Annotated in this window: 24 protein-coding genes; 14 read left to right on the top strand and 10 right to left on the bottom strand. The window is 64.2% G+C overall.

Annotated features, from left to right (window positions below):
- Positions 1–244: 244 nt before the first annotated feature.
- From DY468_RS14720 to DY468_RS14740, 5 genes are all read right to left on the bottom strand, one after another.
- Positions 245–694: a ferritin-like domain-containing protein gene (locus DY468_RS14720; RefSeq protein ID WP_164605549.1), complete on the bottom strand. Its 450-nt coding sequence runs from the start codon at positions 692–694 to the stop codon at positions 245–247.
- A 111-nt stretch (positions 695–805) separates the two neighbouring features.
- Complete coding sequence (locus tag DY468_RS14725; protein ID WP_164605550.1) at positions 806–2,035, bottom strand: Coenzyme F420 hydrogenase/dehydrogenase, beta subunit C-terminal domain; 1,230 nt, start codon at positions 2,033–2,035, stop codon at positions 806–808.
- 60 nt (positions 2,036–2,095) lie between these two features.
- A complete protein-coding gene (locus DY468_RS14730; protein ID WP_164605551.1) occupies positions 2,096–2,584 on the bottom strand; it encodes a CIA30 family protein in 489 nt (162 codons plus the stop codon).
- Positions 2,584–4,188 (bottom strand): alpha/beta hydrolase family protein, encoded by a 1,605-nt coding sequence (locus tag DY468_RS14735; protein ID WP_164605552.1) that lies wholly within the window; start codon positions 4,186–4,188, stop codon positions 2,584–2,586. The genes DY468_RS14730 and DY468_RS14735 overlap by 1 nt, the downstream gene beginning before the upstream one ends.
- Complete coding sequence (locus tag DY468_RS14740; protein WP_164605553.1) at positions 4,188–5,501, bottom strand: DUF3422 family protein; 1,314 nt, start codon at positions 5,499–5,501, stop codon at positions 4,188–4,190. The genes DY468_RS14735 and DY468_RS14740 overlap by 1 nt, the downstream gene beginning before the upstream one ends.
- A gap of 237 nt (positions 5,502–5,738) precedes the next feature.
- Here DY468_RS14740 and hemC point away from each other — a divergent pair, with 237 nt between their 5' ends.
- From hemC to DY468_RS14755, 3 genes are read left to right on the top strand one after another with little or no spacing between them, the layout of a single operon-like run.
- A complete protein-coding gene (gene hemC / locus DY468_RS14745) occupies positions 5,739–6,731 on the top strand; it encodes a hydroxymethylbilane synthase (RefSeq protein WP_205512358.1) in 993 nt (330 codons plus the stop codon).
- 5 nt (positions 6,732–6,736) lie between these two features.
- Complete coding sequence (bchI, locus tag DY468_RS14750; RefSeq protein ID WP_164605555.1) at positions 6,737–7,759, top strand: magnesium chelatase ATPase subunit I; 1,023 nt, start codon at positions 6,737–6,739, stop codon at positions 7,757–7,759.
- Positions 7,756–9,528 carry a magnesium chelatase subunit D gene (locus tag DY468_RS14755; RefSeq protein ID WP_164605556.1) on the top strand — a complete coding sequence of 591 codons (1,773 nt, stop codon included), beginning with the start codon at positions 7,756–7,758 and terminating at the stop codon, positions 9,526–9,528. The genes bchI and DY468_RS14755 overlap by 4 nt, the downstream gene beginning before the upstream one ends.
- Before the next feature lie 42 nt (positions 9,529–9,570).
- Here the strand turns inward: DY468_RS14755 and DY468_RS14760 are convergent, their stop codons facing one another.
- Genes DY468_RS14760 through hemE form a run of 3 tightly spaced genes read right to left on the bottom strand, consistent with a single transcriptional unit; the run spans position 9,571 to position 11,699 of the window.
- Positions 9,571–10,305 carry a PilZ domain-containing protein gene (locus DY468_RS14760; RefSeq protein WP_164605557.1) on the bottom strand — a complete coding sequence of 245 codons (735 nt, stop codon included), beginning with the start codon at positions 10,303–10,305 and terminating at the stop codon, positions 9,571–9,573.
- Positions 10,306–10,326: 21 nt separating this feature from the next.
- Positions 10,327–10,626, bottom strand: coding sequence for a hypothetical protein (locus DY468_RS14765; protein ID WP_164605558.1), 300 nt, complete (start codon positions 10,624–10,626; stop codon positions 10,327–10,329).
- A gap of 26 nt (positions 10,627–10,652) precedes the next feature.
- Positions 10,653–11,699: a uroporphyrinogen decarboxylase gene (gene hemE, locus DY468_RS14770; protein WP_164605559.1), complete on the bottom strand. Its 1,047-nt coding sequence runs from the start codon at positions 11,697–11,699 to the stop codon at positions 10,653–10,655.
- A gap of 110 nt (positions 11,700–11,809) precedes the next feature.
- Between hemE and DY468_RS14775 the strand changes: the two genes are divergently transcribed.
- The 9 genes from DY468_RS14775 to DY468_RS25015 all read left to right on the top strand — a co-directional run bounded on the left by DY468_RS14775 (position 11,810) and on the right by DY468_RS25015 (position 19,814).
- Positions 11,810–12,763, top strand: a complete 954-nt coding sequence (locus tag DY468_RS14775; RefSeq protein WP_164605560.1) for an alpha/beta fold hydrolase — start codon at positions 11,810–11,812, stop codon at positions 12,761–12,763.
- Positions 12,764–12,773: 10 nt separating this feature from the next.
- Positions 12,774–13,661: an alpha/beta fold hydrolase BchO gene (gene bchO / locus DY468_RS14780; protein WP_164605561.1), complete on the top strand. Its 888-nt coding sequence runs from the start codon at positions 12,774–12,776 to the stop codon at positions 13,659–13,661.
- Positions 13,662–13,736: 75 nt separating this feature from the next.
- On the top strand, positions 13,737–15,272 hold the full coding sequence (locus tag DY468_RS14785; RefSeq protein ID WP_164605562.1) for a phytoene desaturase: 1,536 nt from the start codon (positions 13,737–13,739) through the stop codon (positions 15,270–15,272).
- Positions 15,269–16,336, top strand: coding sequence for a phytoene/squalene synthase family protein (locus DY468_RS14790; RefSeq protein WP_164605563.1), 1,068 nt, complete (start codon positions 15,269–15,271; stop codon positions 16,334–16,336). The genes DY468_RS14785 and DY468_RS14790 overlap by 4 nt, the downstream gene beginning before the upstream one ends.
- A gap of 333 nt (positions 16,337–16,669) precedes the next feature.
- Entirely contained in the window at positions 16,670–17,584 is a 915-nt protein-coding gene (hemF, locus tag DY468_RS14795) for an oxygen-dependent coproporphyrinogen oxidase (RefSeq protein WP_164605564.1), read from the top strand.
- A gap of 70 nt (positions 17,585–17,654) precedes the next feature.
- On the top strand, positions 17,655–17,789 hold the full coding sequence (locus tag DY468_RS24920; protein ID WP_283808779.1) for a hypothetical protein: 135 nt from the start codon (positions 17,655–17,657) through the stop codon (positions 17,787–17,789).
- Positions 17,786–17,920 carry a hypothetical protein gene (locus tag DY468_RS24925; RefSeq protein ID WP_283808780.1) on the top strand — a complete coding sequence of 45 codons (135 nt, stop codon included), beginning with the start codon at positions 17,786–17,788 and terminating at the stop codon, positions 17,918–17,920. The genes DY468_RS24920 and DY468_RS24925 overlap by 4 nt, the downstream gene beginning before the upstream one ends.
- Before the next feature lie 110 nt (positions 17,921–18,030).
- The gene (locus DY468_RS14800; RefSeq protein ID WP_164605565.1) at positions 18,031–18,798 is read left to right on the top strand and encodes a hypothetical protein; all 768 of its coding nucleotides are present in this window, start codon (positions 18,031–18,033) and stop codon (positions 18,796–18,798) included.
- A gap of 170 nt (positions 18,799–18,968) precedes the next feature.
- Positions 18,969–19,814, top strand: a complete 846-nt coding sequence (locus tag DY468_RS25015; protein ID WP_502706228.1) for a UDP-N-acetylglucosamine 2-epimerase — start codon at positions 18,969–18,971, stop codon at positions 19,812–19,814.
- 7 nt (positions 19,815–19,821) lie between these two features.
- Here DY468_RS25015 and DY468_RS14810 read toward each other — a convergent pair whose 3' ends face one another.
- Both DY468_RS14810 and crtD read right to left on the bottom strand, forming a co-directional pair.
- On the bottom strand, positions 19,822–20,775 hold the full coding sequence (locus tag DY468_RS14810; protein ID WP_164605567.1) for a carotenoid 1,2-hydratase family protein: 954 nt from the start codon (positions 20,773–20,775) through the stop codon (positions 19,822–19,824).
- Between the two features lie 4 nt (positions 20,776–20,779).
- Positions 20,780–22,339 (bottom strand): 1-hydroxycarotenoid 3,4-desaturase CrtD, encoded by a 1,560-nt coding sequence (gene crtD / locus DY468_RS14815; protein ID WP_164605568.1) that lies wholly within the window; start codon positions 22,337–22,339, stop codon positions 20,780–20,782.
- A gap of 120 nt (positions 22,340–22,459) precedes the next feature.
- Here crtD and DY468_RS14820 point away from each other — a divergent pair, with 120 nt between their 5' ends.
- Entirely contained in the window at positions 22,460–23,326 is an 867-nt protein-coding gene (locus tag DY468_RS14820) for a polyprenyl synthetase family protein (protein WP_164605569.1), read from the top strand.
- A 49-nt stretch (positions 23,327–23,375) separates the two neighbouring features.
- A partial coding sequence (locus tag DY468_RS14825) for a methyltransferase family protein (protein WP_283808781.1) occupies positions 23,376–23,791 on the top strand: 416 nt, incomplete at its 3' end.

The following is a 23,791-nucleotide window of genomic DNA, read 5'->3' on the forward strand; positions in this document are numbered from 1 at the left end:
TTGATACGAGGGCCTCGGTCGAAAGACCGGGGCCTTTGCTTATTTGGAGCAGTTCGTCGATTGATGGAAACCGGTCTGTCCGTTCTTCCCGGGAGTGCAGGGTACAGGGTCTTCCGCGTCAGGCCCGGCCAGGAGAGGCGGGCGAGCGACGGCTGACCAAATGCTCACGGCTTGCAGATTGGAGCGGACACAAAAACGGGGGCCTTGGCCCCCGAAAGTCGTGCTCGCTTGACGGAAGCGCTGATCAATGCGCCGCTTCGTAAGCCGCATTCTGCTGTTCCATCAGCGCGATCTTTTCGCTGATCCTGGCGCGCTGAGCCGTCAGGGTGGAAGCGACGCCCGGCGATGCGGCGGCCACCTTCAGCGCATCGTCGTACTTCGACAGATTGCGCTTCTCGCCGTCGATCAGGCCGGGCAGCACGCTGCCGTCGAGGCCGTCGAACAGCGATCGCACGCTCATGATGGTGCGGTGAACCACGCTCATGAACGAGCCGGAATCGTCGGCGGTCTCGCCGGCATTGATCAGCATCCCGGCAAGCTCTTCGGCGTTGCCGTGATGCAGCGCGATCATGTCGCGGAACAGTGGGGTCATGCCCTTGCCTTCGGCGTCCTCGAGCGCTTCTTCGTAGCCGTTGCGCGCATCGATCGCCGTGGTGTGCAGCGTCTTCAGATGGTCGATGATGTCGTGGTCCACGTCAGCCTCCATGCTCGGTGCAGCGATGCGCGAGCGACGCCCGCCATCTCGTGCGCGATAACCGGCATCAGGAAACTCGGTTCCGCGTAGCTACCGCGGCGTGGAGATGAATTAGTTGCGGTGCTCGTCGTCTTGCGGCTCGAGGCCATAAGGCCTTACCAGGGCCCAGACGTGCGCAGGTATCATGTTCTTCATTTTGTGTTTGTAGTGACGCCGCAGATGCAGCACGGTCTCCACCGCCTTCATCTCGACCCGGGCGCGGGCGAATTCGAGCCCGCGCGGGCCGACCTTCGGCATCAGCCAGCCCATCAACGGCCGCAGCCAGTTCGGCATGCCGCGTACCGGCAGGCCGCCGGCGGCGAGCTCGGTGTTCTTCAGGAAGCCCTTCACCGGCGCGACCCGGTTGCCGGCGCTGGTCGGCTCACTCAAGCGAACGTCGTCGCCGAGCAAGTTCAGAAGTTCCTCGCCACGCTCGTTGCGAACCAGCAGCCATTGCTCCCCGCGTCCGCCCATGTAGCCGACGGTGATATCGGCGAGCGTATTGGTGTAGTCGACGCAGGTGCGGCAGGTGATCGGGAAGAAGTCCGGCGGCAGCTTGGAGATCGGTAGCAGCAGGAACGGAATCGCCTTGCTGCGGCCGTCGTCGAACCGAAGCTCGACGTGATAGTCGGCGCGGAATTCGAGATAGGTGATGGTTTCCGGCTTGTCGGACAACAGATCGAGGAAGCCGTGAAACGCCTCGGTGGTGGTATTGTCCGAGCACGGCGTGCCGATCACATACAGCCGTTCCAGTCCGAGCTGTTGCTCGAGCCGGCGCAGTGCGTAGATCTGGCAGGGCACGCCGATGACCGCGAGCCGCTTGTAGCCGGCGGCGACGGCGGGCTCCAGCAGCGCCAGCGACGGGGCGTAGCCCATCCGCATGCCGCGGCATTGCGCCATGCCTTCAGGCCTGGTCACCAGCACAGGCATCGGCTTCCATTTGTCGGCCGGGTCCGGCGCCATTGCGATCACCGCATCGACCGCGCCGGTCTCCAGCAGCCGCTGCGCGATCGTCGTGGTGATGCCGGTCCATTGCGCTCCGTCGCGCGGCTGTTTCATCGCGGCCTGCACCATGCGGCGATACGGACCGAAGAAGGCTTCGTCGCCGGATGCCGCGTCGCGGGTGCGGCCATGGACACGTTGTTCCATCGCCGGATAGTCCGGCTTGATGAACTGGCAGGCCTGCCCGCATTGCTTCGGATCGCTCATCCGCGAGACGCCGCAATCGGTGCACAGCTCGCGCGCCGCCGGCGCGTTCAGCGGCGGCGTCCACAGCGCGGACTGAATGTTGCGATCGTCCATGGGCGCGTCTTCTAGGAACCGGCGGATGGCGTCGCCATTCGCCTTAAGTTGCTGAACCGATCAATAGAGCCAAAGCCGGGCGATCGATAGATCTGCATCAAATTCGCGGCCGATCGCCACCAGACCAATTCGTCGCAGCCGGCTCACATCGAGCGGCGTGTCGGTGCGGTGTGGCGTGAACGAGGCGAACGGACATTCGATCACCTGCCAGTGCGGTGTCGCCTGGAAGGCGTGGCGATAGGATTGCTGCGGCCGCAGCAGATCGGTGGTGCGAAGATGCAGGCCGTAGGCCTCGCCATTGCCGAGCAACTCGGCGGCGATGCCGTGAAAGCTGCTTGCATCAAACGCGCCGCCGTCCGGCGACAGATCCATCGCGATCTGGATGAAGCCGCCATTGTTGGCGGTCGAGACGGCGCCGCGCATCCGCGCTGCCATCCGGCCCTCGATCTCGGCAAGCTGCAGCGTGCCTTGCGAGACGCCGCCCATCACCGTGTCGGTGATCACCCGCCACCGCCGCTGTCCCGCCGCAGGCCACAGCTCGTGTTGCATCAGCGGATCACCATCGGGAACGTCACGGCGATTGCCCAGGCGAACAGCACCGCATTGGCCAGCGCACCGGGGAGCGGATGATTGGTCGCCTTGTAGGTCCAATTGCTGATCAAGCCGAAGGCGAGGAACAGCAGCAGGATCGCGGGCACGATGATGATGAGGAAGAACAATTTCTGCAGATTGAGCGCCACCGCGGCGGCCAGCGAGGCGAGGAAGCAGAATTTTGCCAGCGCATAGGCGCCGCGCTTGGCGCCCTGGCCATGCGCCATCCATTCTGCGGTGAGGAAATACGGGATCGTGCCGCACGCCACGGCCGCGATCAGGTGGATGCGCGGTTCGATCGGCATGAACGAGAACAGATAGCTGTCCAGCGCGATGCCGAAACCGAGGATGTTGTACGCAATTGCCGCCACGGTCGCGATCACCAGCGCGGCGATTGCGACGCGCGGGTGGGCGGGATCTGGCAGGGCGTCCAGCGCCGTCAGTTCCTGTTGGTGAGGCCGCGTGGGATGCGCCGCGGCGCGGCGGCTGCGCAGCCGGATCAGCACCAGGATGGCCGCGGTCAGCAGGCCGTAGAGCAGGAAGTGCAGCGTCAGATAGTCGCCGAGCAGGATGGTCAGGAAATCGGTCGGCGCCTTCCACAGCAGCAGCGGTGTCAGCACCGCGGGCACGATCGCGGTGACCAGAAGCTGCTTCCAGGTGAGGCTCGCGCCGATCGGCGCCGCGGCGGCACGCGGCAGCAGCTTCGACAATGGCCAGGCCAGCGCGATCAGGCCGCCGAACAGCAGTGCCAGCCAGCGCGGCCGCTGGTCGATCCAGCCGGAGCTGGTGCGGCCGAACGCGTCGTTCATCCAGTGCAGCGCTTCGCGCATCGAATCCTGGCTGTACAGCACGCCGATATGTTCGACGCCCGAAGCCAGGACGAAGCGCCGCGCGGTGCCGTCGGCGAAGCTGCCGTAGGTCCGGCCCGCGACGGCGTTGCCGCCGGCGACCTGATTGACGATGCGCAGGCCTTCGTCGTTCAGCATTTGCGGCTCGAGCGCGCCAACGATCACCAGCAGATTGTGCGGCAGCGTGGCGGTGGATTTGCGGGTGAACACCGACACCGCGACAGTGGCGGTGATCTCCGGATGCGCCACCGCATAGGCCACCACGATGTCGGACGCCATCGAGTGGCCGAGCACGGCGGCGCGGCCGTCGCTTTCCGGCAGCTTGCGGGCATAGTCGGTGACCCGGCCGAGTTCGTCGACCAGCACGCCGGTGATCTTGGTCGGCTCGTCGACGTCGCCGACCATCGTCACCGGATTACGGCCGTGCCCGGTGAAGTCGAAGGTGACCGCGATGTAACCGTTGCGCGCCAGGGTCTGCGCGAACGGCTGCATCAATTGCTGCGAACCGGCAAAGCCGTGGGCGATCACCACCACCGGTGCTTTGGTGGCGGCCGGTTGCCGAAACACCGTGACCGGCGTCTGACCGACCGTTGTGTGAGTGATGAGCAGGCCGTCCTTGCCACGCTGCAATTGCCACAGGCCAGCGGCAATCGTCACCAGCGCTGCGAGGGCGACCAGAATACGAAGCGACTTCAGCGTGCGGCGCGCGGCCATCAATCGACGTCCGGGACGTGCTTCTTGCGGATGCGGCGGATCGTCCACCAGATCGACAATGCGGCGATCGGAACGAACCCTGCGGTCAGGAGGTTGGGATCGATCTTCAGGCGACCGGCCTCCGCGGCGCCTTTCACCATGTAGGCGAACAGACCGACCACGTAGTAAGTGATCGCTGCGGTCGACAGGCCTTCGACCGTGGTCTGCAACCGAAGTTGCAGCCGGGTGCGGGCGTTCATCGATTTGAGCAGTTCCTGGTTCTGCTGCTCGAGTTCGACGTCGACCCGGGTGCGCAGCAGGTTGGCGGCGCGGGCGAGCTTGAGCGACAGGTCCGATTGCCGCGCCTCGGTGGTGGCGCAGGTGCGCATCGCCGGCTTCATTCGGCGGGCCAGGAACGACGACCAGGTCGGCAGTCCGCCGACCTTGCGTTCGCCGAGCGTCGCCAGGCGGCCGTTCATGATCTCGTCATAGGCGCGGCTGGCGCCGAACCGGTACAGGCTCGCGGCCGCGCCGGCTTCAACCTCGGCGGCGAGTTCGGTCAGCTCCTGGAGCAGCTTGTTGTTGTTGGCGAGATCGCCGACGCGGCGCATCTCCGCGGTGACTTCGGCGAGGCGCTTCTCGCTCGCCGCAATCGACGGCGCGAGCCGCTGCGCCTCGGGCAGGCCGAGCAGCGCCAGCGTCCGGTAGGTCTCGACTTCGAGCACGCGCTGCACCAAAGCGCCGGCTCGCTCGGGCGACATGCCGCGATCGATCACCAGCACCCGCACGAAGCCGGACGGGCCCGGCTGAAAATCGGTGGCGAACAGCGCCGCGCCGTCTGAGTTTTCCGCGACCGCCAGACTGGCGCGATCGAACAGCCGATCCGGCGCGGTGCGCGGCAGATCCTCCGGCATGACGTGCAAGTCGACTGCGACCAAGAGCGGCCCCGGCTGCGGCAGCAGACGCATCGGCGACGCCAGCGACGAGGCTTCCGGGTGAAATGGAGCCGCGGCCGGATCGGCCGGAATCTCCCAGGTGTAGGTGGTGAACTCGGAGTGCTGCTCCCAGCGCAGCATCGTGGTGCCGAACCGGGCGCGATGATGTTTCTCGCCAGCGGGAGGCGGCTGCAGGCCGCGCGACTCACAGAAACTGATCATCGCGTCGCGGTCGGCGGCGGCGCGTGCGCCCGAGGTCTCGAATGCGAAGTGCAGGACGCGCGCCGGGACGCTCAGCGCAGTAAACGGTCGCGCATGAACTTCACCCAGCACGACCGCGCGCAATGGATGCGGCGAAAGTCGAACGTCGCCGTCACCGATCAGAACTTCAGCCGTCATCTCGCTTTTGACCTTGCTCAATATTGCGCCTAGTTGACTTGAGTACCATTGCGTGGCGATAGACAGAAGCTGAAAGGTTCTGCAGAAGACTGTCGCAGGCGCCGGAATTGTCCGAGATCAACGACCCCGGAACCCCGCCGGGCTTCTACGAGACTTCGGTGTCATCCGTTTGCAATCTGGCTCGGGCTGGTCATAAGGTTCGGCCGAACTTCGCCGCGGGCCCGTCGCGGTTGTCGAATGGAGCGTGTGGTGAAATTTCCAGTCCGTATTGGTACGCGCAAGAGCGTGATGGCGCTTGCCCAGACTGAAGACATCGCCAAGCAGTTGAGCGCGGCTGCCAGTGAGCTCGATCCCCAGATCATCAAGTTCGAGACCGTCGGCGACAGCGATCAGGTCAGCAAGCTATTGCCGCACGGCGGCAAGGGCGGCGCCTTCGTGGCCGAGATTCGCGCCGCGATGCTGCGGGGCGAACTGCATTGCGCAATGCACTCGCTCAAGGACATGCCGGCCAACGAAGAGACGCCCGGCCTGATCGTCGCCGCCACGCTGGCGCGCGATCCGGCATGCGACTCGCTGGTGCTGCGCAAAGGTCTCACTCTGGAAGAGCTGAAGAAGTCGCGTGGCAAGGGCTACACCATCGGCACCAATGCGGTGCGGCGCGCGGCCTATGCCAAGCGGCTGTTTCCGGAAGTCCAGGTGATCCATTTCCGCGGCGCCGCCGATACCCGGATGCGCAAGCTCGACAATGGCGAGAAGCAGCGGCTGCCCGACGGCAGCGAGGTCGGTCCGGCCGATGCGCTGATCATGGCGCGCGCCGGCATCGAGCGCGTCGGCTTCGTCGATCGCGTCGCTCACGATTTCACCCCGGAAGAAATGCTGCCCGCAGCCGGCCAGGGTATCGTCGCGGTGGAATGCCCCGTGCACGAGTGGAAGACCCGTCAGTATCTGGCGCTGATCGACGATCAGAAGTCGCGGATGTGCTGCGACGCCGAGCGCGAGGTGCTGTGGGTGCTCAACGGCCACTGCAACTCGCCGATCGCGGCGCACTCGATCATCACCGGCGACGAGATGACGTTGCGCGCTTCGGTTCTCGATCTGGAGGGCGGGATGTTCATCGAGGCGGTACGCACCGGTCCGGCCAATCGGCCGCGCGAACTCGGTCGTGCCGTCGGACTCGAACTGCTCGACAAGGGCGCAGCCGCGGTGATCGAAAAGACCCGGCCGGAGTAATCGCAATGGCCACAGTGTTTCCGTTCTCCGCGATCGTCGGCCAGGACGAGATGAAGCTGGCGCTGCTGATCGCAGCGGTCGATCAGAAGGTCGGCGGCGTGCTGGCGTTCGGCGATCGCGGTGCCGGCAAGTCGACCGCGGTGCGTGCGCTCGCGGCGCTGCTGCCCAAGATGAAGACCGTGGTCGGCTGCCGCTACAATTGCGACCCCGATCAGCCCGAGCGCTACTGCGAAGAGTGCAGGGAGAAGGTCAAGCACGGCAAGGTCAAGACCGCGCAGGTGCCGGTGCCGGTGGTCGATCTGCCGCTCGGCGCGACCGAAGATCGCGTCGTCGGTGCGCTCGATCTCGAACGCGCGCTGGCCAAGGGCGAGAAGGCGTTCGAGCCCGGCCTGTTGGCGCGGGCGCATCGCGGCTTCCTCTACATCGACGAAGCCAACCTGCTCGAAGACCATCTGGTCGATCTTCTGCTCGACGTCGCCGCCTCCGGCGAGAACGTGGTCGAGCGCGAAGGCCTCAGCATCCGTCATCCGGCCCGCTTCGTGCTGGTCGGCACCGGCAACCCGGAAGAAGGCGAGCTGCGTCCGCAATTGCTCGACCGCTTCGGCATGTCGGTCGAAGTCAAGACCCCGGACACGCTGCCGGAGCGCATCGAAGTGGTGCGTCGTCGCGACGCGTTCGAGACCGATCCTGAGGGCTTCGTCGCCGCCTGGGCCAAGGAAGAGACCAAGCTGCGCCGCAAGATCTCGCAGGCCAAGGAACGGCTCCCCGACGTCACCGTCAGCGATGCGGCGCTGGAGCGCGCCGCCAAGCTGTGCATGACGCTCGGCACCGACGGCCTGCGCGGTGAGCTCACGTTGATGCGGGCCGCGCGCGCGCTCGCCGCGCTCGAGCACGACAAGACCGTGACCGACGAACACCTGAAGCGGATCGCGCCCTCTGCCTTGCGGCACCGGTTGCGCCGCAATCCGCTCGACGACGCCGGCTCCAGCGTGCGGGTCGACCGCGCGCTTGCCGAAATCTTCGGATGAGCATCGAGGTCGCATGGTCCGATGCGGTGACCGCGGCGCAATTGTTCGCGGTCGATCCGGTCGGTACCGGCGGTGTGTTGCTGCGCTCGCGCGCCGGCCCGGTGCGCGACCGCTGGCTCGCGATGCTGCGCGCCGCGCTGCCGCCCGAACAACCCTATAAGCATCTGCCGCTGCATATCGCCGACGGCCGCCTGCTCGGCGGGCTCGACCTGTCGGCGACGCTGCTCGCCGGCCGTCCGGTGGCCGAGCGCGGCCTGCTGTCCGAAGCCGACGGCGGCGTTCTGGTGGTGGCGATGGCCGAGCGGCTGCAGTCGTCCACCAACGTGTATCTCACCGCCGCGATGGACGCGCACGAGACCGCGGTGGAGCGCGACGGCCTGTCGCTGCGGATGCCGGCGCGGTTCGGCGTGGTGGCGCTCGACGAAGGACTCGAGGACGAATTCTCGCCGGCGGGTCTGCGTGACCGGCTCGGCTTCCATCTCGATCTCGATCAGTTCGCCTGGCGCGAGACCGACGACTTCCCGATTTCGCTCGACGATATCCGCGCCGCGCGCGAGCGGCTCGCGAACATCAAGGTCGAGAGCGAGCAGATCGAGGCGGTGTGCACCGCCGCGGCCGCGCTCGGCATCATCTCGCTGCGTGCACCTTTGCTGGCGATCCGCGCCGCCAAGGCGAGCGCTGCGTTGTTCGATCGCACCAAGATCGAACAGGACGACATCACGCTCGCTGCACGCTTGGTGCTGGCGCCGCGCGCCACCGTGTTTCCGCAGCAGGAGCAGCCGGATCAGGCCGACGAGCCGCCGCCGCCCGAGCCTCCGCCGCCGGAAGACGACAATCAGGACAACAACGATCAAGAGCAGCAGACGCCCGACATCGACAAGGCGCTGGACGAAGTGATCCTCGCCGCCGTCAAGGCCGCGATGCCGCCCGGCGTGCTGGAGGCGATGCGCGCCTCGGCCGGACGGGCGCGGGCTCGCTCCGCCGGCAAGGCCGGCGAACTGCAGAAGTCGAAGAAGCGCGGCCGTCCCGCCGGCAGCATCCGCGGCGAATTGCGCGACGGATCCAAGCTGAACGTGATCGAGACGCTGCGCGCCGCAGCCCCATGGCAACCGCTGCGGCGGCGCCAGGCCGAAGGTCGCAACGGCAGCGCGCCGCGCATCCTGGTCGAGAAGGACGATTTCCGAATCGCACGCTTCAAGCAGCGCACCGAAACCATCACCATTTTCGTGGTCGACGCCTCCGGCTCGGCGGCGCTGCACCGGCTCGCCGAGGCCAAGGGCGCGGTCGAACTGTTACTTGCCGATTGCTACGTCCGCCGCGATCAGGTGGCGATGATCTCGTTCCGCGGCACCATCGCCGAGATCCTGCTGCCGCCGACGCGGTCGCTGGCGCGCGCCAAGCGGAGCCTTGCCGGCTTGCCCGGTGGAGGCGGCACGCCGCTGGCGTCCGGGCTCGATTGTGCCTTCATGCTGGCGGATTCGATCAAGCGCAAAGGCCAGACGCCGACCGTGATCGTGCTCACCGACGGCCGCGCCAACATCGCGCGCGACGGCGCGCCGGGACGGCCGCAGGCCGAAGAGGATGCCAAGACATCGGCGCGCCAGTTCCGCGTCGCCGGGATCAGTTCGGTGGTGATCGACATGTCGCCGCGTCCGGGGCCGCAGGCCGAAGCCTTCGCCAAGGAAATGGACGCACGCTATCTGCCGCTGCCGCACGCCGACGCCACCGTGCTGGCGCAGGCGGTGACCGCCGCAACCCGGCAGGACTGATCGGCCACCTTCTACTGGATTAGTCCGGCTCGGCGGCGTCAGTCAGGCGTCGAGTACGAATGCGTCGTCGGTCCCGGAGACGGCCGGCGGAATTGCAACCGGCGGCGCCGGCAGTTCGGAGGAGGTCGCCAGCCGTTCGACGCGCGCGTTGACGGCGGCGTTGCGCTGCGGCGCTCGTGCGATCCGCCATTCCAGTTCGCTGCGATTCTGCAGTTCGGCGAACTTTACCGCAAAGCCGTCGGGGCGGTGACGGACGACGCGGCCGACGCAGCCCCCGACCGCCAACGGCGTGCCGATCTCCGGCTGCACGTCCGCCGACACTGCGGCACCCGAGATCGACATGTCGATCACGAAGCAGGTGTGCATCGATCCATCGGCCAGGGTCAGCGTCGAGTGCGGGCACGCCGGCACGATCCTCGCCTGCTCGCGCGAATCCTTGATCTGCGGATCGAGCATTTTGCGCTCCAGCCAGGTGAGCTGGTTCGACAGCCGCTCGCGCATCGCGCGGGTCACCGAAAGCTCCAGCAGGAAGCCGCCGGGAAGCGTGTCGCTGATATGACCTTCGAGCTTGCCGAATTCGCTGAAGTAGGAGGAGATGTGGTCGCCGACGCGGCCGATCACCGGAACGTCGATGATCATGCGGAACGGTGAGACGCGGCTGGTTCGGCAAGCGAATTGGCGCAGCTTGCCGCTGTGATCGTACCAGTTCGCCAGCGAGTAGTTGCCGCCAACGGTGACATTGACGGCGCGCTGCTTCAGAAATCGCTGGACGGACACGTCTATATTCCTGGTGGAGAATTATCCGACAGGTAACGCATTCCCCCGCTTTTCGTTCTTCGATAACGGCATACCGACAGCGATGATCCGAACTGTGGTTATCGATTTCTTCTGTCCGCCGATCGTGTTGTCGAAGTCTGGAACTGGGGTTGCTCGCAGCAGCAGGATCGCTGCATCGACGTCGATTCCCGCTCGTGTCGCGCGAGTAATCGGTCGGTTGTGCAACCGAGTTTTGCTGGACGCATCGCGATCGGTGCTTCGGGGGCGGTTGCCGCGGCGGCAAACAAAAAGGGCCGGCGCGCGCGCCGGCCCTTCGATCACGATCGCGTCGCCCGAAGGCGAGGGGCTCAGCCCTTGTAGTCGCGGACGCGTTTCACCATCTGCTCGACATGCGCGATCGACGCGTCGGGCGTGATGCCGTGGCCGAGATTGAAGATGTGACGGCCGGACGAGAAATTCTTCAGCACCTCGTCGACACCTTCGTCGAGCGCCGAGCCGCCGGCGATCAGCAGCAGCGGATCGAGATTGCCCTGCACCGCGACCTTGGTCTGCACCTGTTCGCGCACAAGCTTCGGCTCTGCGGTCCAGTCGATGCTGACGGCATCGACGCCGGTGCGCTCGATGAAGGCCGGCAGCAGCGCGCCGGCGCCGCGCGGGAAGCCGATGATCTTGGTGCCCGGCTTGACCTTGCGGATGCCTTCGACGATCCGGCGGGTCGGCTCGATGCACCACTTCTCGAATTCGCGCGGCGGCAGGATGCCGGCCCAGGTATCGAAGATCTGCAGCACGTCGGCGCCGGCATCGAGCTGCTTGAGCAAATACTGAATCGAGCTCTCGACCAGCACGTCGATGATCTTGGCGAACGCGCCGGGGTGCTGATACGCCATCAGCCGGGCCGGGTGCTGATCCGAAGTGCCCTGGCCGGCGACCATGTAGGTCGCGACCGTGAACGGCGAACCGCAGAAGCCGATCAGCGTGGTCTCGGGTTTCAGTTCGCGGCGCACGATGCGCAGCGCTTCGAACACCGGCTCGAGCTTGGACAAATCGATCGCGCTGTTCAGCGTGCCGACCAGATCGGGCGAATTCAGCGGGTCGAGCCGCGGGCCTTCGCCGACTTCGAACCGCACCGAACGACCGAGCGCGTAGGGCACCACCAGAATGTCGGAGAAGATGATCGCGGCGTCGAAGCCGAATCGCCGGATCGGCTGCAGCGTCACCTCTGCGGCGAGCTCCGCATTGAAGCACAGATCGAGGAAACTACCGGCTTGCGCGCGCGTTGCGCGGTATTCCGGCAGGTAACGTCCGGCCTGCCGCATCATCCACATCGGGGGAGAGGCCTGCCGATTGCCGGAAAGCACTTCCATGAACGGTTTGGTCACCAGATTCTGTGTCAAGAGAGCTACCCACTGTTGTACGACAAGTCTTCTTGACGGTCTGATACACTGCGCGCACCGTCTTGACCACGCCGACCTGCGGCGGAGATGCCGCGAATAGGAATTTCGAGATGAACGCAACCGCACCCACCCCCGCATCGTCCGAGACGCTGAGCGGCAACCCGGCGCTTCCGCCGCCGGTCCCGGGCGAACGTCACGACATCGACAGTTTCGGCGGGCGGCTGACCTATTGGTCCGCGTCGCCGTCGGAGCCGTCGTCCGAGCCGCCATTGCTGCTGATCCACAGCGTCAATGCCGCAGGCTCGGCCTACGAGGTTCGGCCGATCTTCGAGCACTATGCGCAGAGCCGGCCGGTCTATGCGATCGAATTACCGGGCTTTGGTCATTCGTCGCGGGCAAAGCGTCAATACTCCGTTCGGATGATGACGGACGCGATCCATACGGTCGTCACCGAGATTCAGAAGGTACACGGGGACAAGCCGATCGATGCGCTGGCGCTGTCGCTCGGCAGCGAATTTCTCGCGCGCGCCGCGAGCGAAACGTCGCAGGCGTTCCGCAGCTTGGCGCTGGTCGCCCCCACCGGCTTTGACAAGAAGAACCAGCGCTGGACCCAGGGATCGCGCGCGATTCCGTGGCTGCATGCGTTCTTCGAAAATCCGGTGTGGAGCGAGAGCATCTTCAAGCTGCTCACGATGAAGCCGGTGATCGGCTGGTTCCTGAAGAAGGCGTTCGGCGCACCGAACATCGATCAGGGCATGCTCGATTACGACTATCTGACGACGCATCAGCCCGGTGCCCAGCACGCGCCGTATTACTTCGTTGCGGGCTATCTGTTCAGCCAGGACATTCTGCGGATCTATCAGGACCTGACCATGCCGGTGTGGTTCAGCCACGGCGTGCGCGGCGATTTCGTCGACTACAGCCTGAAGACCACCGTCGAGGGCCGTCCGAACTGGACCGTCACTGTGTTTCAGACCGGCGCGCTGCCTCATTTCGAGGTGCCGGGAGAATTCATGCGGGCCTATGACGAGTTTCTCGGCCGGGTGAGCAAGATCGGGGCCTGAGGCTTTCGCAATGTCCGACCTGGTTTGGAGTCGGGACGGGCTCGATTGGCCTCATCGCGAGGCCAGCCGCTTCGTCGAAGCGGGCGGCTTCCGCTGGCATGTGCAACGGATGGGATCGCCCGCGGCTCCGGCGATCCTGCTGATTCACGGCACCGGCGCGGCGTCGCACTCCTGGCGCGGTCTGGCGCCGCTGCTGGCGCGGCACTATCACGTCGTCGCGCCGGATCTGCCCGGCCATGGCTTCACCCAGTCGCCGCGCGGGCATCGGATGTCGTTGCCGGGCATGGCAGCGGATGTCGGTGCATTGCTGCGGGCGATCCAGATCTCCCCGCGCCTCGTCGTCGGCCACTCCGCGGGCGCGGCGATCCTGGCGCGGATGTGCCTCGATGGCGCGATCGATCCGGCGATCCTGTTCAGCCTGAACGGGGCGTTTCTGCCCTATGGCGGGCCGGCTGCGAGTTTCTTTTCGCCGCTCGCCAAGATGCTGGTGATGAATCCGTTCGTACCGAGCCTGTTCGCCTGGCAGGCCGGGCACCGCGGCGCGGTCGAGCGGCTGATCGGCAATACCGGTTCGACCATCGATCCGGCGGGGATCAAACTCTACGGCAAGCTGGTCTCCAGCCCCCATCATGTCGCCGCGGCGCTGCGGATGATGGCGAACTGGGACCTCGAGCCGCTTTTGAAATTGCTGCCGAATTTGAAGCCGCTGCTGGTGCTGGTGGCGGCGGAAGGCGACCGCGCGATTCCGCCCTCGGTGGCGGTTAAGGTACGGGAAATTCAGCCGAAAGCGGTGATCGAGCGGATTCCCGCGCTCGGTCATCTCGCCCACGAGGAACGTCCGGCGCTGATTGCTGCGTTGATCGAACGCTACGCGGAAAAACTGGAGAATATCGAATAGATCAAAGACGGATTGTCAGGACCTGCTTACAGATTGCCGCTAGCCCTCTGTCAATTTTTTGTTACAGTGGTACCCATGCTCGATCCTGGCTCCAATCCTGCTGTTCGTTCTCTTCGCGATCATGCTCCGCATGCGGTGGTGATCGGCTCCGGCTTCGGCGGTCTCGCTGCCGCCGTGCGGCTCGGCGCCAGGGGGTATCGGGTTACTGTTTTGGAGAAGCTCGATCAGCCAGGCGGTCGTGCTTACGTGCACCGGCAGGATGGCTTCGCGTTCGACGCCGGCCCGACCATCGTGACTGCGCCGTATCTGTTCGAAGAGCTGTGGAAGCTGTGCGGCAAGCGGATGTCGGACGACATCACGTTGAAGCCGATGTCGCCGTTCTATCGCATCCGGTTCGACGACGGTACGCACTTCGACTATTCCGACGACCGCAACGCGGTGCTGGATCAGATCGCCAAGTTCTGTCCCGACGACGTGCCGGCCTACGACCGCTTCATGGCGGCGTCGCACGAGATCTTCAAAGTCGGTTTCGAGCAGCTCGGCGATCAGCCGTTCAGCCACTTCACCGACATGCTGAAGATCGCGCCGGCGATGATCAAGCTCGAGAGCTATCGCAGCGTCTACGGTTTGGTCGCCAAGCACTTCAAGGATCCGAAGCTGCGCCAGGTGTTCAGCTTCCATCCGCTGTTGATCGGCGGCAACCCGTTCATGTCGAGCTCGGTGTACTGCCTGATCACCTATCTGGAAAAACAGTGGGGCGTGCATTCGGCGATGGGCGGCACCGGCGCGCTGGTCGCCGGGCTGGTCAAGCTGATCGAAGGGCAGGGCAACGAGATCCGCTACAACCAGGATGTCCGCCAGATCGTCGTCGAGAACGGCACCGCGACCGGCGTGAAGCTTGCGGACGGCGAAGTGATCAAGGCCGATATCGTGGTGTCGAATGCCGATTCGGCCTCGACCTATCGCTATCTGCTGCCGCCGGAGACGCGTAAGCGCTGGACCGACGCCAAGATCGAGAAGTCGCGCTACTCGATGAGCCTGTTCGTCTGGTACTTCGGCACGAAGCGCCGTTACGAGGACGTCAAGCACCACACCATTCTGCTCGGGCCGCGCTATCGCGAATTGATCAGCGATATCTTCAGCCGCAAGGTGGTGGCCGACGATTTCAGCCTGTACCTGCATCGTCCGACCGCGACCGACCCGTCGCTGGCCCCGCAGGGATGCGACACGTTCTATGTGTTGTCGCCGGTGCCGAATCTGCTCGGCAATGTCGATTGGCACAGCAAGGCGGAGCCGTATCGCGCTGCGATCGCCAAGATGTTGGGCGCGACCATTCTGCCGGATCTCGAAAATCAGATCGCAACTTCGAAGATCACAACGCCGCTCGATTTCCAGGACCGGCTGTCGTCGTTCCGCGGCGCTGCGTTCGGTCTGGAGCCGGTGCTGTGGCAAAGCGCCTGGTTCAGGCCTCACAATCAAAGTGAAGACGTCAAAAGGCTTTATCTCGTCGGCGCCGGAACGCATCCCGGCGCTGGCCTGCCCGGGGTTCTATCCTCGGCGCGGGTCCTCGATGCGCTGGTCCCCGAGGCCGACAGTTTGGTGACATCATGAGTTTGCAATCCGATATGTTGGCCCAATCCGACATGCTGGCGTGCCGCGAGATGATCAAGGAAGGCTCGCACACCTTCCACGCGGCCTCGATGGTGTTGCCGCGCCGGATCAGCGATCCGGCGATCGCCCTGTATGCGTTTTGCCGCGTCGCCGACGATGCCGTCGATCTCGGGCTCGATCGCGCCGCCGCGGTCGAAGTGCTGAAGGATCGCCTCGATCGCGCCTGCCGCGGCGTGCCGCGGGCCTATCCGTCCGACCGCGCCTTCGCTGATGTGGTGGCGCGGTTTTCGATTCCGCCGGCGATTCCCGAGGCGCTGATCGAGGGCCTGGAGTGGGACGCGCAGGGCCGCCGCTTCGAAACACTGTCTGATCTGTATTCCTATTGCGCCCGCGTCGCCGGCACCGTCGGCGTGATGATGACGCTGGTGATGGGGCAGCGCAAACCCGACATCGTGGCGCGCGCCTGCGACCTCGGCTGCGCGATGCAGCTCACCAATATCGCGCGTGATATCGGTGAAGACGCGCGCAACGGCCGCATCTACATGCCGCTGCAATGGATGCGTGAAGCGGGCGTCGATCCGGAAGTTTGGCTCGCCGATCCGAAATTCACGCCGCAGATCGCCGGCATCGTCAAGCGGCTGATCGACACCGCCGACGCGCTGTATGATCGCGCCACGCTCGGTATCGCCAACCTGCCGCGCTCCTGCCGTCCCGGCATTTTCGCGGCGCGCGCGCTGTACGCCGAGATCGGCCGCGAGGTCGAGCGCTCCGGCCTCGATTCGGTGTCGAGCCGTGCGGTGGTGTCGACCGGTCGCAAACTTGCGGTCCTTGCCCGCCTGCTGGCGTTCCAGGAAACCGAATGGGCCCCGGCGAAGTATCTGCCGGCCAAATTCGGCGACATGGAGGAGACCAAGTTTCTGGTCGACGCCGTGATCGCGCATCCGGTGCGCGAGATGCCGCCGCGCCAGAAGATCAAGCCGGTCGAGCAGAAGGTGGCCTGGTTGGTCGACCTGTTCACCCGCCTCGAACGCCGCGACCAGATGCTGCAACGCAGCCGGGTGTAGTTAGCAGATCTCCGTCTCAATTTCGTCATGCCCGGGCTCGTCCCGGACGTCCGCGAGCGGCGGTTGCGCCGACATTTGTGGCGCATGGTTCGAGACGGCGCTATGCGCCTCCTCACCATGAGGACATTGCGCGTAGCGACACTCCACGAATCTCAATTGGGCCATCCGCTCGCTTCCACCTCAGCCTGAGGAGAAGCGTAGCGGCCGTCTCGAACGGATCGGCCGCGAGCGATACGACCTCGGCACCGTTCAAACGCAACTGATTTGCAAAATCTCTCGAAGCCGCCACACTGGCGTGATACCGATGCTGACATTGTTCAACGGATCACGACCATGGCCATCGATACAGACCTCGAACGCTCGCCCGAAACTTCGCAACACGCCGCCGTTGAGGCTCGCCGGACTGCGGCGCGAGCCTGGTTCGAGGGACTGCGCGATCGGATTTGCGCCGAGATCGAAGTTCTGGAGCGCGAGGCGCCGGCCGAGCTGTTTCCCGGCGAGCCAGCGACGTTCACTTACAAACCTTGGCAACGCAAGACCGGCTCCGGCGGCGGGGTCGGCGGCTTTCTGTCGAACGGCCGTCTGTTCGAGAAGATCGGCATTCACACCTCGTCGGCCAATGGCAAGCTGACTCAGGAGATGGCCAGGAATTTGCCGGGCGACGGCGTCAGCCTGGACTACGTCTCCACCAGCATCAGCCTGATCATGCATCCGCGCAGCCCGCGGGTGCCGACCGTGCATATGAACACGCGGTTTCTGTCGACGTCGCAGGGCTGGTTCGGCGGCGGCGCCGATCTGACGCCGATGCTGCCGGAGCAGCGCAGCCAGGACGCCGAGGACGCGGTGATCTTCCACAATGCGATGAAGCGCGCGTGCGACGCCCACGATCCGGCCTACTATGACAAGTTCAAGCCTTGGGCTGACACCTACTTCTTTCTGCCGCATCGCGGCGTCGCCCGCGGCGTCGGCGGGATCTTCTTCGATCATCTCGACAGCGGCGATTTCGATCGCGACTTCGCCTTCGCGCGCGAGGTCGGCTCGGCGCTGCTCGACGTCTATCCGAAGATCGTGCGCAAGCGCATGGTCGAGCCGTGGACCGACGAGGAGCGGGCGCAGCAGCTCGCCTGCCGCGGTCTCTATGTCGAGTTCAATCTGCTGTACGATCGCGGCACGATGTTCGGTCTGCAGACCGGCGGCAACACCGAAACGATCATGAGCTCGATGCCGCCGCTGGTGAGCTGGAGCTGATCCGCCCCGCGCGGCGCGGGGGCGGACCAGAGCTGGCTGTCACCCGCGCGTCGGATTGCGGAGGTTGGCGATGGAGCAGTACTACGGTCTGATCGAGCTGATCGCGGTATTCGGTTGCCTGGTCGTCGGCTGGCTGGCGCTGGAGCGCCAAGGCAAGCGCCTCGACCGCGCCCGCGCCGAACGCGACAAGGCCGACCCGCGATGAACAGCGACAGCGCCTTCAACTACTTCGAGATCCTGATGCTCGGCACGTTCGCCGCCGGCTGGGCCGTGCTCGAATGGCAGGGCCGGCGGCTGGACCGGAAGCGGGAGTCGGAGAAGATTAGTGGTCTCTAGCAATCCTTCATCTTTAGATATTCCGTTACGCAGAAAATCGTTGGAGGTGAGCTCGTCCATGTTATTAGCAATTTTGTTGGTATTGGTCGAAAGAGGCGAGGAACCAATACGTGAGGTTTAATCCAATTTTTGGTCAACGCGAAGCTGCAGAGAAATTTCTTGCATGGCCGGTTGTCGATCTCCCGACGCCCGACGTGCCGCTATTCAAAGATTATGATCTTGCTTGGGATTACTATAAGCAGAATCTTGAGGAGCGGCGCGAAATAATAAGAAGAATTTTGATTGTTACGTCGGCGCCTAGTGCAGTTGCTTCGGTGGTGGCGTTTGCTGTGCGCCTCAAGATTCTCGATGATCTCAGGCCGATTCTAGGTGTCACTCCAACACAAATATTGCCGCTTACGGTTTGTGCGATTTGGGTGATTTACATTTATTCGCTACTTCAATTAATCAGTCTTGCGAGCGAAGAACGAGTATCGCAGGACTATCTCAATTTTATCAATAGGCTGCGTAGGTACCTCGGCGAAGAAGTGCCAAAGATACAAATTCGATTCTTCTTCAAATATCGAAAGTTTGAGGATGAGCTCGATGCGCTCTTGTCAGATAAAAACGCCGCGGTAGATGCATCGCCCGCGCGGTCGAGCCTGAAGAAGATTCTTTGTCATCTTGTCGATTTTCTTAAGTTCTTCAGAAAGCCTCGATTTTGGCGAGCGTCAGGTGTCATGTTTCTAATGGCAGTTCTGTTTTCCGTCTCGACTGGACTGACTTGGCTTTGGGTAAGTCCAGGATATATTTGCAAGTGGTGTATTTTTCTAACGATGCCTATGGCTTTCCTTTTTCATGTTGTTTGGTTTCGAAGAGTGGCGGGCGATCGCAAATGAGAGTTTGTGTTGTCGCTGGCGTTCGTCCTCATTTTTTGAAGCTGGGAAGACTTTCTAGTGTCTTTCGTGAACGTCGCGTTGATTTTCGAATTATTAGGATTAATCAACAAGTAGTTGATGGGTATGATTATTACGAGCAGCTCGACAAATCCGTCATCTGCAGGGACCTGATGGCGGGTTCTTTCTCATATGGTGGTGCAGGGAAATTCATTGAAGAGAGTCTTCGGCATATGCGGGCGCGCATATGTTTGGTTATTGGAGATACGAAAACTACATACGTTGGCGCTGTCGCTGCAAATCGAGCTGGTGTGCGATTGGTTCATTTTGAAGCTGGAATGCGATCATTGTGCTCCAGCGGAATTGAGGACAGAATAAGGTCTGCGGTAGATCGCAGATCTGATGTTCTGATTTGTTGCCATGAATCAGATAGGATAAATCTAATAAGAGAAGGACGAGACGAGAAGGGTATCTTTGTTGCAGGTAGTTTGTACATGGAGCGAATTTATTCAGAAATCATATGTGATGAAAACGTCAATCATCTTGATCGTTCTGTATGTTTAGTTACAATTCATAGGAAAGAAAACCTGAGGTTTAGTTTGCTAAAAGATGTTGTTGAATCGATCTCATTATTGGGGGTGCCTGTAAAATTTGTCGTTCACGATTCCGCGCTTGATCTTCTCCAGAATTTACGTTGGCCAAGCCATGTCGCGTTTCATCGGAGTATGTCTCGGAGGGAATTGCTCGAGTGCCTCTGTCGGTCGCTGCTCGTCGTCACTGATTCCGCTGGCCTGAGTGAAGAGGCTGTGGTTCTCAGGGTGCCTACAGTTGTAGTGAGGTCAGATACGGAGCGACCATGGCTTCTGGGACGGAATTGCGTGCTGGCTAGTGCGTCGGAAATTTTTGACGCGGCTGCAAGAGCTCGGCGCGAGTTTTTGCCCCTATTTCCCTTGCCGAGGCATCGCTACGTTTCCGATCGTATTGCAGAAGTTGTCGGCCGTTTAGCCTTGGCGGGGTAACGTTGACTCATCGCCGCCGCGGCATCCGGAATGGCAGCATGGCTTGCACGACGGGCATGCGGAAGCGGTCGAGGGACAGGCTTTCGTGCATCAGCGTGACTTTCTCGCCGAGCAGCGTCGTCTCCACCATCGAGCGGGCGTAGAACGGGGTGTCTTCCAGGGTGCGGACGAGCTTCGCATCGGTCTCGCTGCGCGCGCTGCGGTCGACCCGCCAGCCCGAGCGCGGCAGCGGCAGCAGCTGCGGCGGGGTGAATTCCTGTTTGTTGCCCGCCGCGTCGAAGGTGACGGCGAGATCGACCCGGCTGCCGTCGCGGCGCTCGGCTTCGTACAGGATCACGGTCTTGTCGCGCATCGCGCCCCGCGCCCATTCCCAATGCCGGAAGCCGGTCTCGATCGGCTCGTCGCCGGCATTGCTGTCGAGATAGCCTTCGCCCTGCCAGGACAGGTTCGGTCGCCGCAGATCGACCTCGACGCGCGCGCGCGGCGCGATCGGCCACCAGCGGTGATTGCCCTGCGGATTGAGGACGAAGAAATCCTTGGTGATCGCCCGCGGTGTCACTCGCACCCGGCCCTCGATCCGTCCCGGCACCGGCGCGCCGGTTTCGCGGATGTTGATGGTCAGCGTCTTGCCGTCCCAGCCGAGGTCGCTCGGCCCGATCAGGAACGCGTTGACGTTGCGCGCCACGCGCCCGCGGCCGCGCTCGGTCATGGTCCAGCGCTTGCCGGCCTGATGATACAGCGCCACGTTGATGGCGCAGTGGTCGAGCGGATCGGCGGGCGCACGGCGCCGCGCGAACGCGTAGTAAGGCGAGAACACGCTGCCGATGAAGGCGATGATCGTCAGCCCTTCGCGGCCGTCGTCGCTGATCGCGTCGACGTACCACCAGGCGTAGCCGTTGCGTGGAATATCGGCGTTGAATCCGGCGCGGCGCTCGTCGGTTTCATTAGGCCATGCAATCATAATCTCACGTCGTCTTGGCAGAGGCGGGGCGTAGCGCAGGCTTCGCACCCGCCGGGTTGGCTTCGAGGTCGGCGAACAAGGTCGCCGCGGCGGCGCGGCCCGACAGGGCGGCCATCGGCACGCCGGGGCCCGGATGGGTGCTGCCGCCGGCCAGGTACAGGCCGGGGATCCTTGTACGCGCTCCGGGACGTTCGAACGAGGCGCTCCAGCCGTGCGAGGCGCGACCATACAGCGCGCCACCAGTCGCCGGAAACAACCGATTGAAATCGGCCGGCGTGGTCACCTCTGTCTTGCTCGCGTCGGCGTCGATTCGCAGCCCGCAGCGCTGCAGCACGCCGAAGGCGCGCTCGGCGGCGCGGTCGATCTCGCCTTGATCGAACGCCTTGCGGTCGCCGACCGGCGGCGCGTTGATCAGCACCAGCAGTTCTTCCTCGCCGCTGCTGGCGAGACGCGCCTCGTCGTCGATGCGATCCTGCGCGCAGACATACACCGTCGGTTCGTTCGGCACTTCGCCGCGGCCGAAGATCTCGGCGAATTCGCGGGGATAATCGCGCGAGAAGAACACCGAATGGCGGCACAGCGGAAAACCGTGTGTCTTCGCCACCATGCTCCAGGTGATGGCGGAGAGCGAGCGCAGCCGCGGTGCGAGCGGTGCGACCGCCGAGCGTACCGCTTCGCCGAACAGTCCCGCCGGGAGCGCGCCGACATCGGCATTGACGATCACCGAATGCGCTTCGATCCGCTCGCCGCTGTCCAGGACCACGCCGGCGGCGCGGCCGCCCGACACCATCACTTCGCGCACGCTTTGCTCATAGCGAATCGTCGTGCCGAACTTCGCCGCGCAGTCCGCCAGCGCCCGCGCCAGCGCGTGCATGCCGCCGTCGATGATCCACACGCCTTCATGTTCGACATGCGCGACCAGCATCAGGGTCGCCGGCGCATCGAACGGCGATGACCCGCAATAGGTCGCGTAGCGGCCGAACAGTTGCCGCATCCGCGGATCGTGGAAGTAATCGCCGAGCGCTTTCCACATCGTGGTGAAGGGACGGATCTTGCGCAGCTCGAGCAGGCCACCGAGTCCGCCGGCGGTCGCGAGCTTCGGCAGGCTCGGGGCGGTGGCGCGGAGAAACGGCTTTTCCAGAATCTCGTAGATGTGCCGGCTGTCGGCGCAGAACTGCCGATAGCGCTTCGCTTCAGCTGCGCCGGCGAACGCGCCGATCGCATCGGCCGAGCGCGCCTCGTCGGCGAACAGATCGAGATGTTGGGTGTCGTCCCAGGCGTGGCGCGCCAGCACGGACAAAGGCCGCAGGTGGACATGGTCGGAGAAATTCAGGCCGGCTCCGGCGAACAGTTCCTCGAACACCCAGCGCATCGTGAACACGGTCGGGCCGCTGTCGATCCGCGCCGGCCCGATCGCGACTTCTCGCATCTTGCCGCCGGGGCCCGCGGCGCGTTCGAGCACCGTGACGTCGAAGCCGCGTGCGGCCAGGGCCAGCGCAGACGTCAGTCCCGCGACGCCTGCGCCGATCACTACGACGCGATTTCTCGCGGTCTGATCCCGCATCCGCTTTCTCACTCCGGCTCAGCTGTCTTTGAGCCATATCATTGACAGGTGTCCATAATAACTTACAGTTTCGCATGACAAGTTAAATTGACACTTGTGCCTCAGCGCGGGAGTGTGGCCATGGATGTGACCAATCGGATCGAGCGTGCTCTGACGGAAGCGCTCAATCAGGCCGACATGGCCGGATGCCCGCCGCGGCTTGCGGCGGCGATGCGGAGTGCGGTGTTCCCGCGCGGCGCGCGGGTCCGGCCCCGGCTTTGCCACAGCGTGGCGCTCGCCTGCGGCGAAGACAATCCGGGCATTACCGAAGCTGCCGGTGCCGCGCTCGAATTGATGCACTGCGCCTCGCTGATCCATGACGATCTGCCGTGCTTCGATGGCGCCGACCTGCGTCGCGGCCGTCCTTCGGTGCACAAGGCGTTCGGTGAACCGCTTGCGGTGCTCGCCGGTGACGCGATGATCGTGCTCGCGTTCCAGACCATCGCACGGGCCGAAGGTCCGGCGGACCGGCTGCTCAAGCTGACCCAGCTCATCGGCGGCGCGGTCGGCGTGCCGTTCGGCATCGTCGCCGGTCAGGCCTGGGAATGCGAGTCCGAGATCAATCTCGCGCATTATCACCGTTCCAAGACTGGCGCGCTGTTCGTTGCCGCGACTGCGATGGGTGCGGCTTCGGCCGGTTCCGATCCGGAGCCGTGGCGGATGGTCGGCGAGAAGATCGGCGAGGCCTATCAGGTCGCCGACGATCTGCGTGACGCCGCCGCCGATGTCGAGGAGATCGGCAAGCCGGTCGGCCAGGATATCGCCCATGATCGCCCCAGCGCGGTGCGCGAGATGGGGATCGACGGCGCGATTTATCACCTGAAGTCGCTGGTGCGCGGCGCCGTCGAGGCGATGCCGGACTGCACCAATGGCAACGAGTTGCGGTCGCTGATCATGTCGGAAGCGACGCGTCTGGTGCCGGCGAAACTCGCCGCCACAGCGGCCTGATGCATCCGCCGGCGTGGCCCTCGCGGGCCGCCGGTGGTAGCAGAACCGAATGGTCCCCTTGAGCCTGCGTGACCGGCTGCTCGGCTGGCGCGATTCGATCCTGTCGAATCCGCGGTTTCAGCGCTTTGCCGCGGTGTTTCCGCTGATGCGCCCGGTTGCGCGCAGCCGCGCCGTGGCGATGTTCGACCTCGTCGCCGGCTTCGTCTACTCGCAGATCCTGCTGGCCTGCGTGCAGCTTCGGCTGTTCGACATGCTTGCCGAGCGTCCGGCCACGGCCGAGGACCTCGCCGCGCGGCTGTCGTTGCCGGTCGAGTCGATGCGCATGCTGCTCGACGGCGCGGTCGCGCTCAAGCTGCTGCAGATGCGCAGCCAATCCCGTTATGGCCTCGGCCAGCTCGGCGCAGAGCTGCGCGGGAATCGGGGCGTGCTCGCGCTCGTGGAGCATCACGCGATGCTGTATCGGGA

The organism is Rhodopseudomonas sp. BR0M22 (assembly GCF_010907035.1).
GTDB lineage: Bacteria > Pseudomonadota > Alphaproteobacteria > Rhizobiales > Xanthobacteraceae > Rhodopseudomonas.

Bases quoted from the DNA above. Each gene is read 5' to 3' on its own strand.
- DY468_RS14725 (WP_164605550.1), bottom strand. From the start codon at position 2,035: ATGGACGATCGCAACATTCAGTCCGCGCTGTGGACGCCGCCGCTGAAC.
- DY468_RS14730 (WP_164605551.1), bottom strand. From the start codon at position 2,584: ATGCAACACGAGCTGTGGCCTGCGGCGGGACAGCGGCGGTGGCGGGTG.
- DY468_RS14735 (WP_164605552.1), bottom strand. From the start codon at position 4,188: ATGGCCGCGCGCCGCACGCTGAAGTCGCTTCGTATTCTGGTCGCCCTC.
- DY468_RS14740 (WP_164605553.1), bottom strand. From the start codon at position 5,501: ATGACGGCTGAAGTTCTGATCGGTGACGGCGACGTTCGACTTTCGCCG.
- hemC (WP_205512358.1), top strand. From the start codon at position 5,739: ATGGAGCGTGTGGTGAAATTTCCAGTCCGTATTGGTACGCGCAAGAGC.
- bchI (WP_164605555.1), top strand. From the start codon at position 6,737: ATGGCCACAGTGTTTCCGTTCTCCGCGATCGTCGGCCAGGACGAGATG.
- DY468_RS14755 (WP_164605556.1), top strand. From the start codon at position 7,756: ATGAGCATCGAGGTCGCATGGTCCGATGCGGTGACCGCGGCGCAATTG.
- DY468_RS14775 (WP_164605560.1), top strand. From the start codon at position 11,810: ATGAACGCAACCGCACCCACCCCCGCATCGTCCGAGACGCTGAGCGGC.
- bchO (WP_164605561.1), top strand. From the start codon at position 12,774: ATGTCCGACCTGGTTTGGAGTCGGGACGGGCTCGATTGGCCTCATCGC.
- DY468_RS14785 (WP_164605562.1), top strand. From the start codon at position 13,737: ATGCTCGATCCTGGCTCCAATCCTGCTGTTCGTTCTCTTCGCGATCAT.
- DY468_RS14790 (WP_164605563.1), top strand. From the start codon at position 15,269: ATGAGTTTGCAATCCGATATGTTGGCCCAATCCGACATGCTGGCGTGC.
- hemF (WP_164605564.1), top strand. From the start codon at position 16,670: ATGGCCATCGATACAGACCTCGAACGCTCGCCCGAAACTTCGCAACAC.
- DY468_RS24920 (WP_283808779.1), top strand. From the start codon at position 17,655: ATGGAGCAGTACTACGGTCTGATCGAGCTGATCGCGGTATTCGGTTGC.
- DY468_RS24925 (WP_283808780.1), top strand. From the start codon at position 17,786: ATGAACAGCGACAGCGCCTTCAACTACTTCGAGATCCTGATGCTCGGC.
- DY468_RS25015 (WP_502706228.1), top strand. From the start codon at position 18,969: ATGGCGGGTTCTTTCTCATATGGTGGTGCAGGGAAATTCATTGAAGAG.
- DY468_RS14810 (WP_164605567.1), bottom strand. From the start codon at position 20,775: ATGATTGCATGGCCTAATGAAACCGACGAGCGCCGCGCCGGATTCAAC.
- crtD (WP_164605568.1), bottom strand. From the start codon at position 22,339: ATGCGGGATCAGACCGCGAGAAATCGCGTCGTAGTGATCGGCGCAGGC.
- DY468_RS14820 (WP_164605569.1), top strand. From the start codon at position 22,460: ATGGATGTGACCAATCGGATCGAGCGTGCTCTGACGGAAGCGCTCAAT.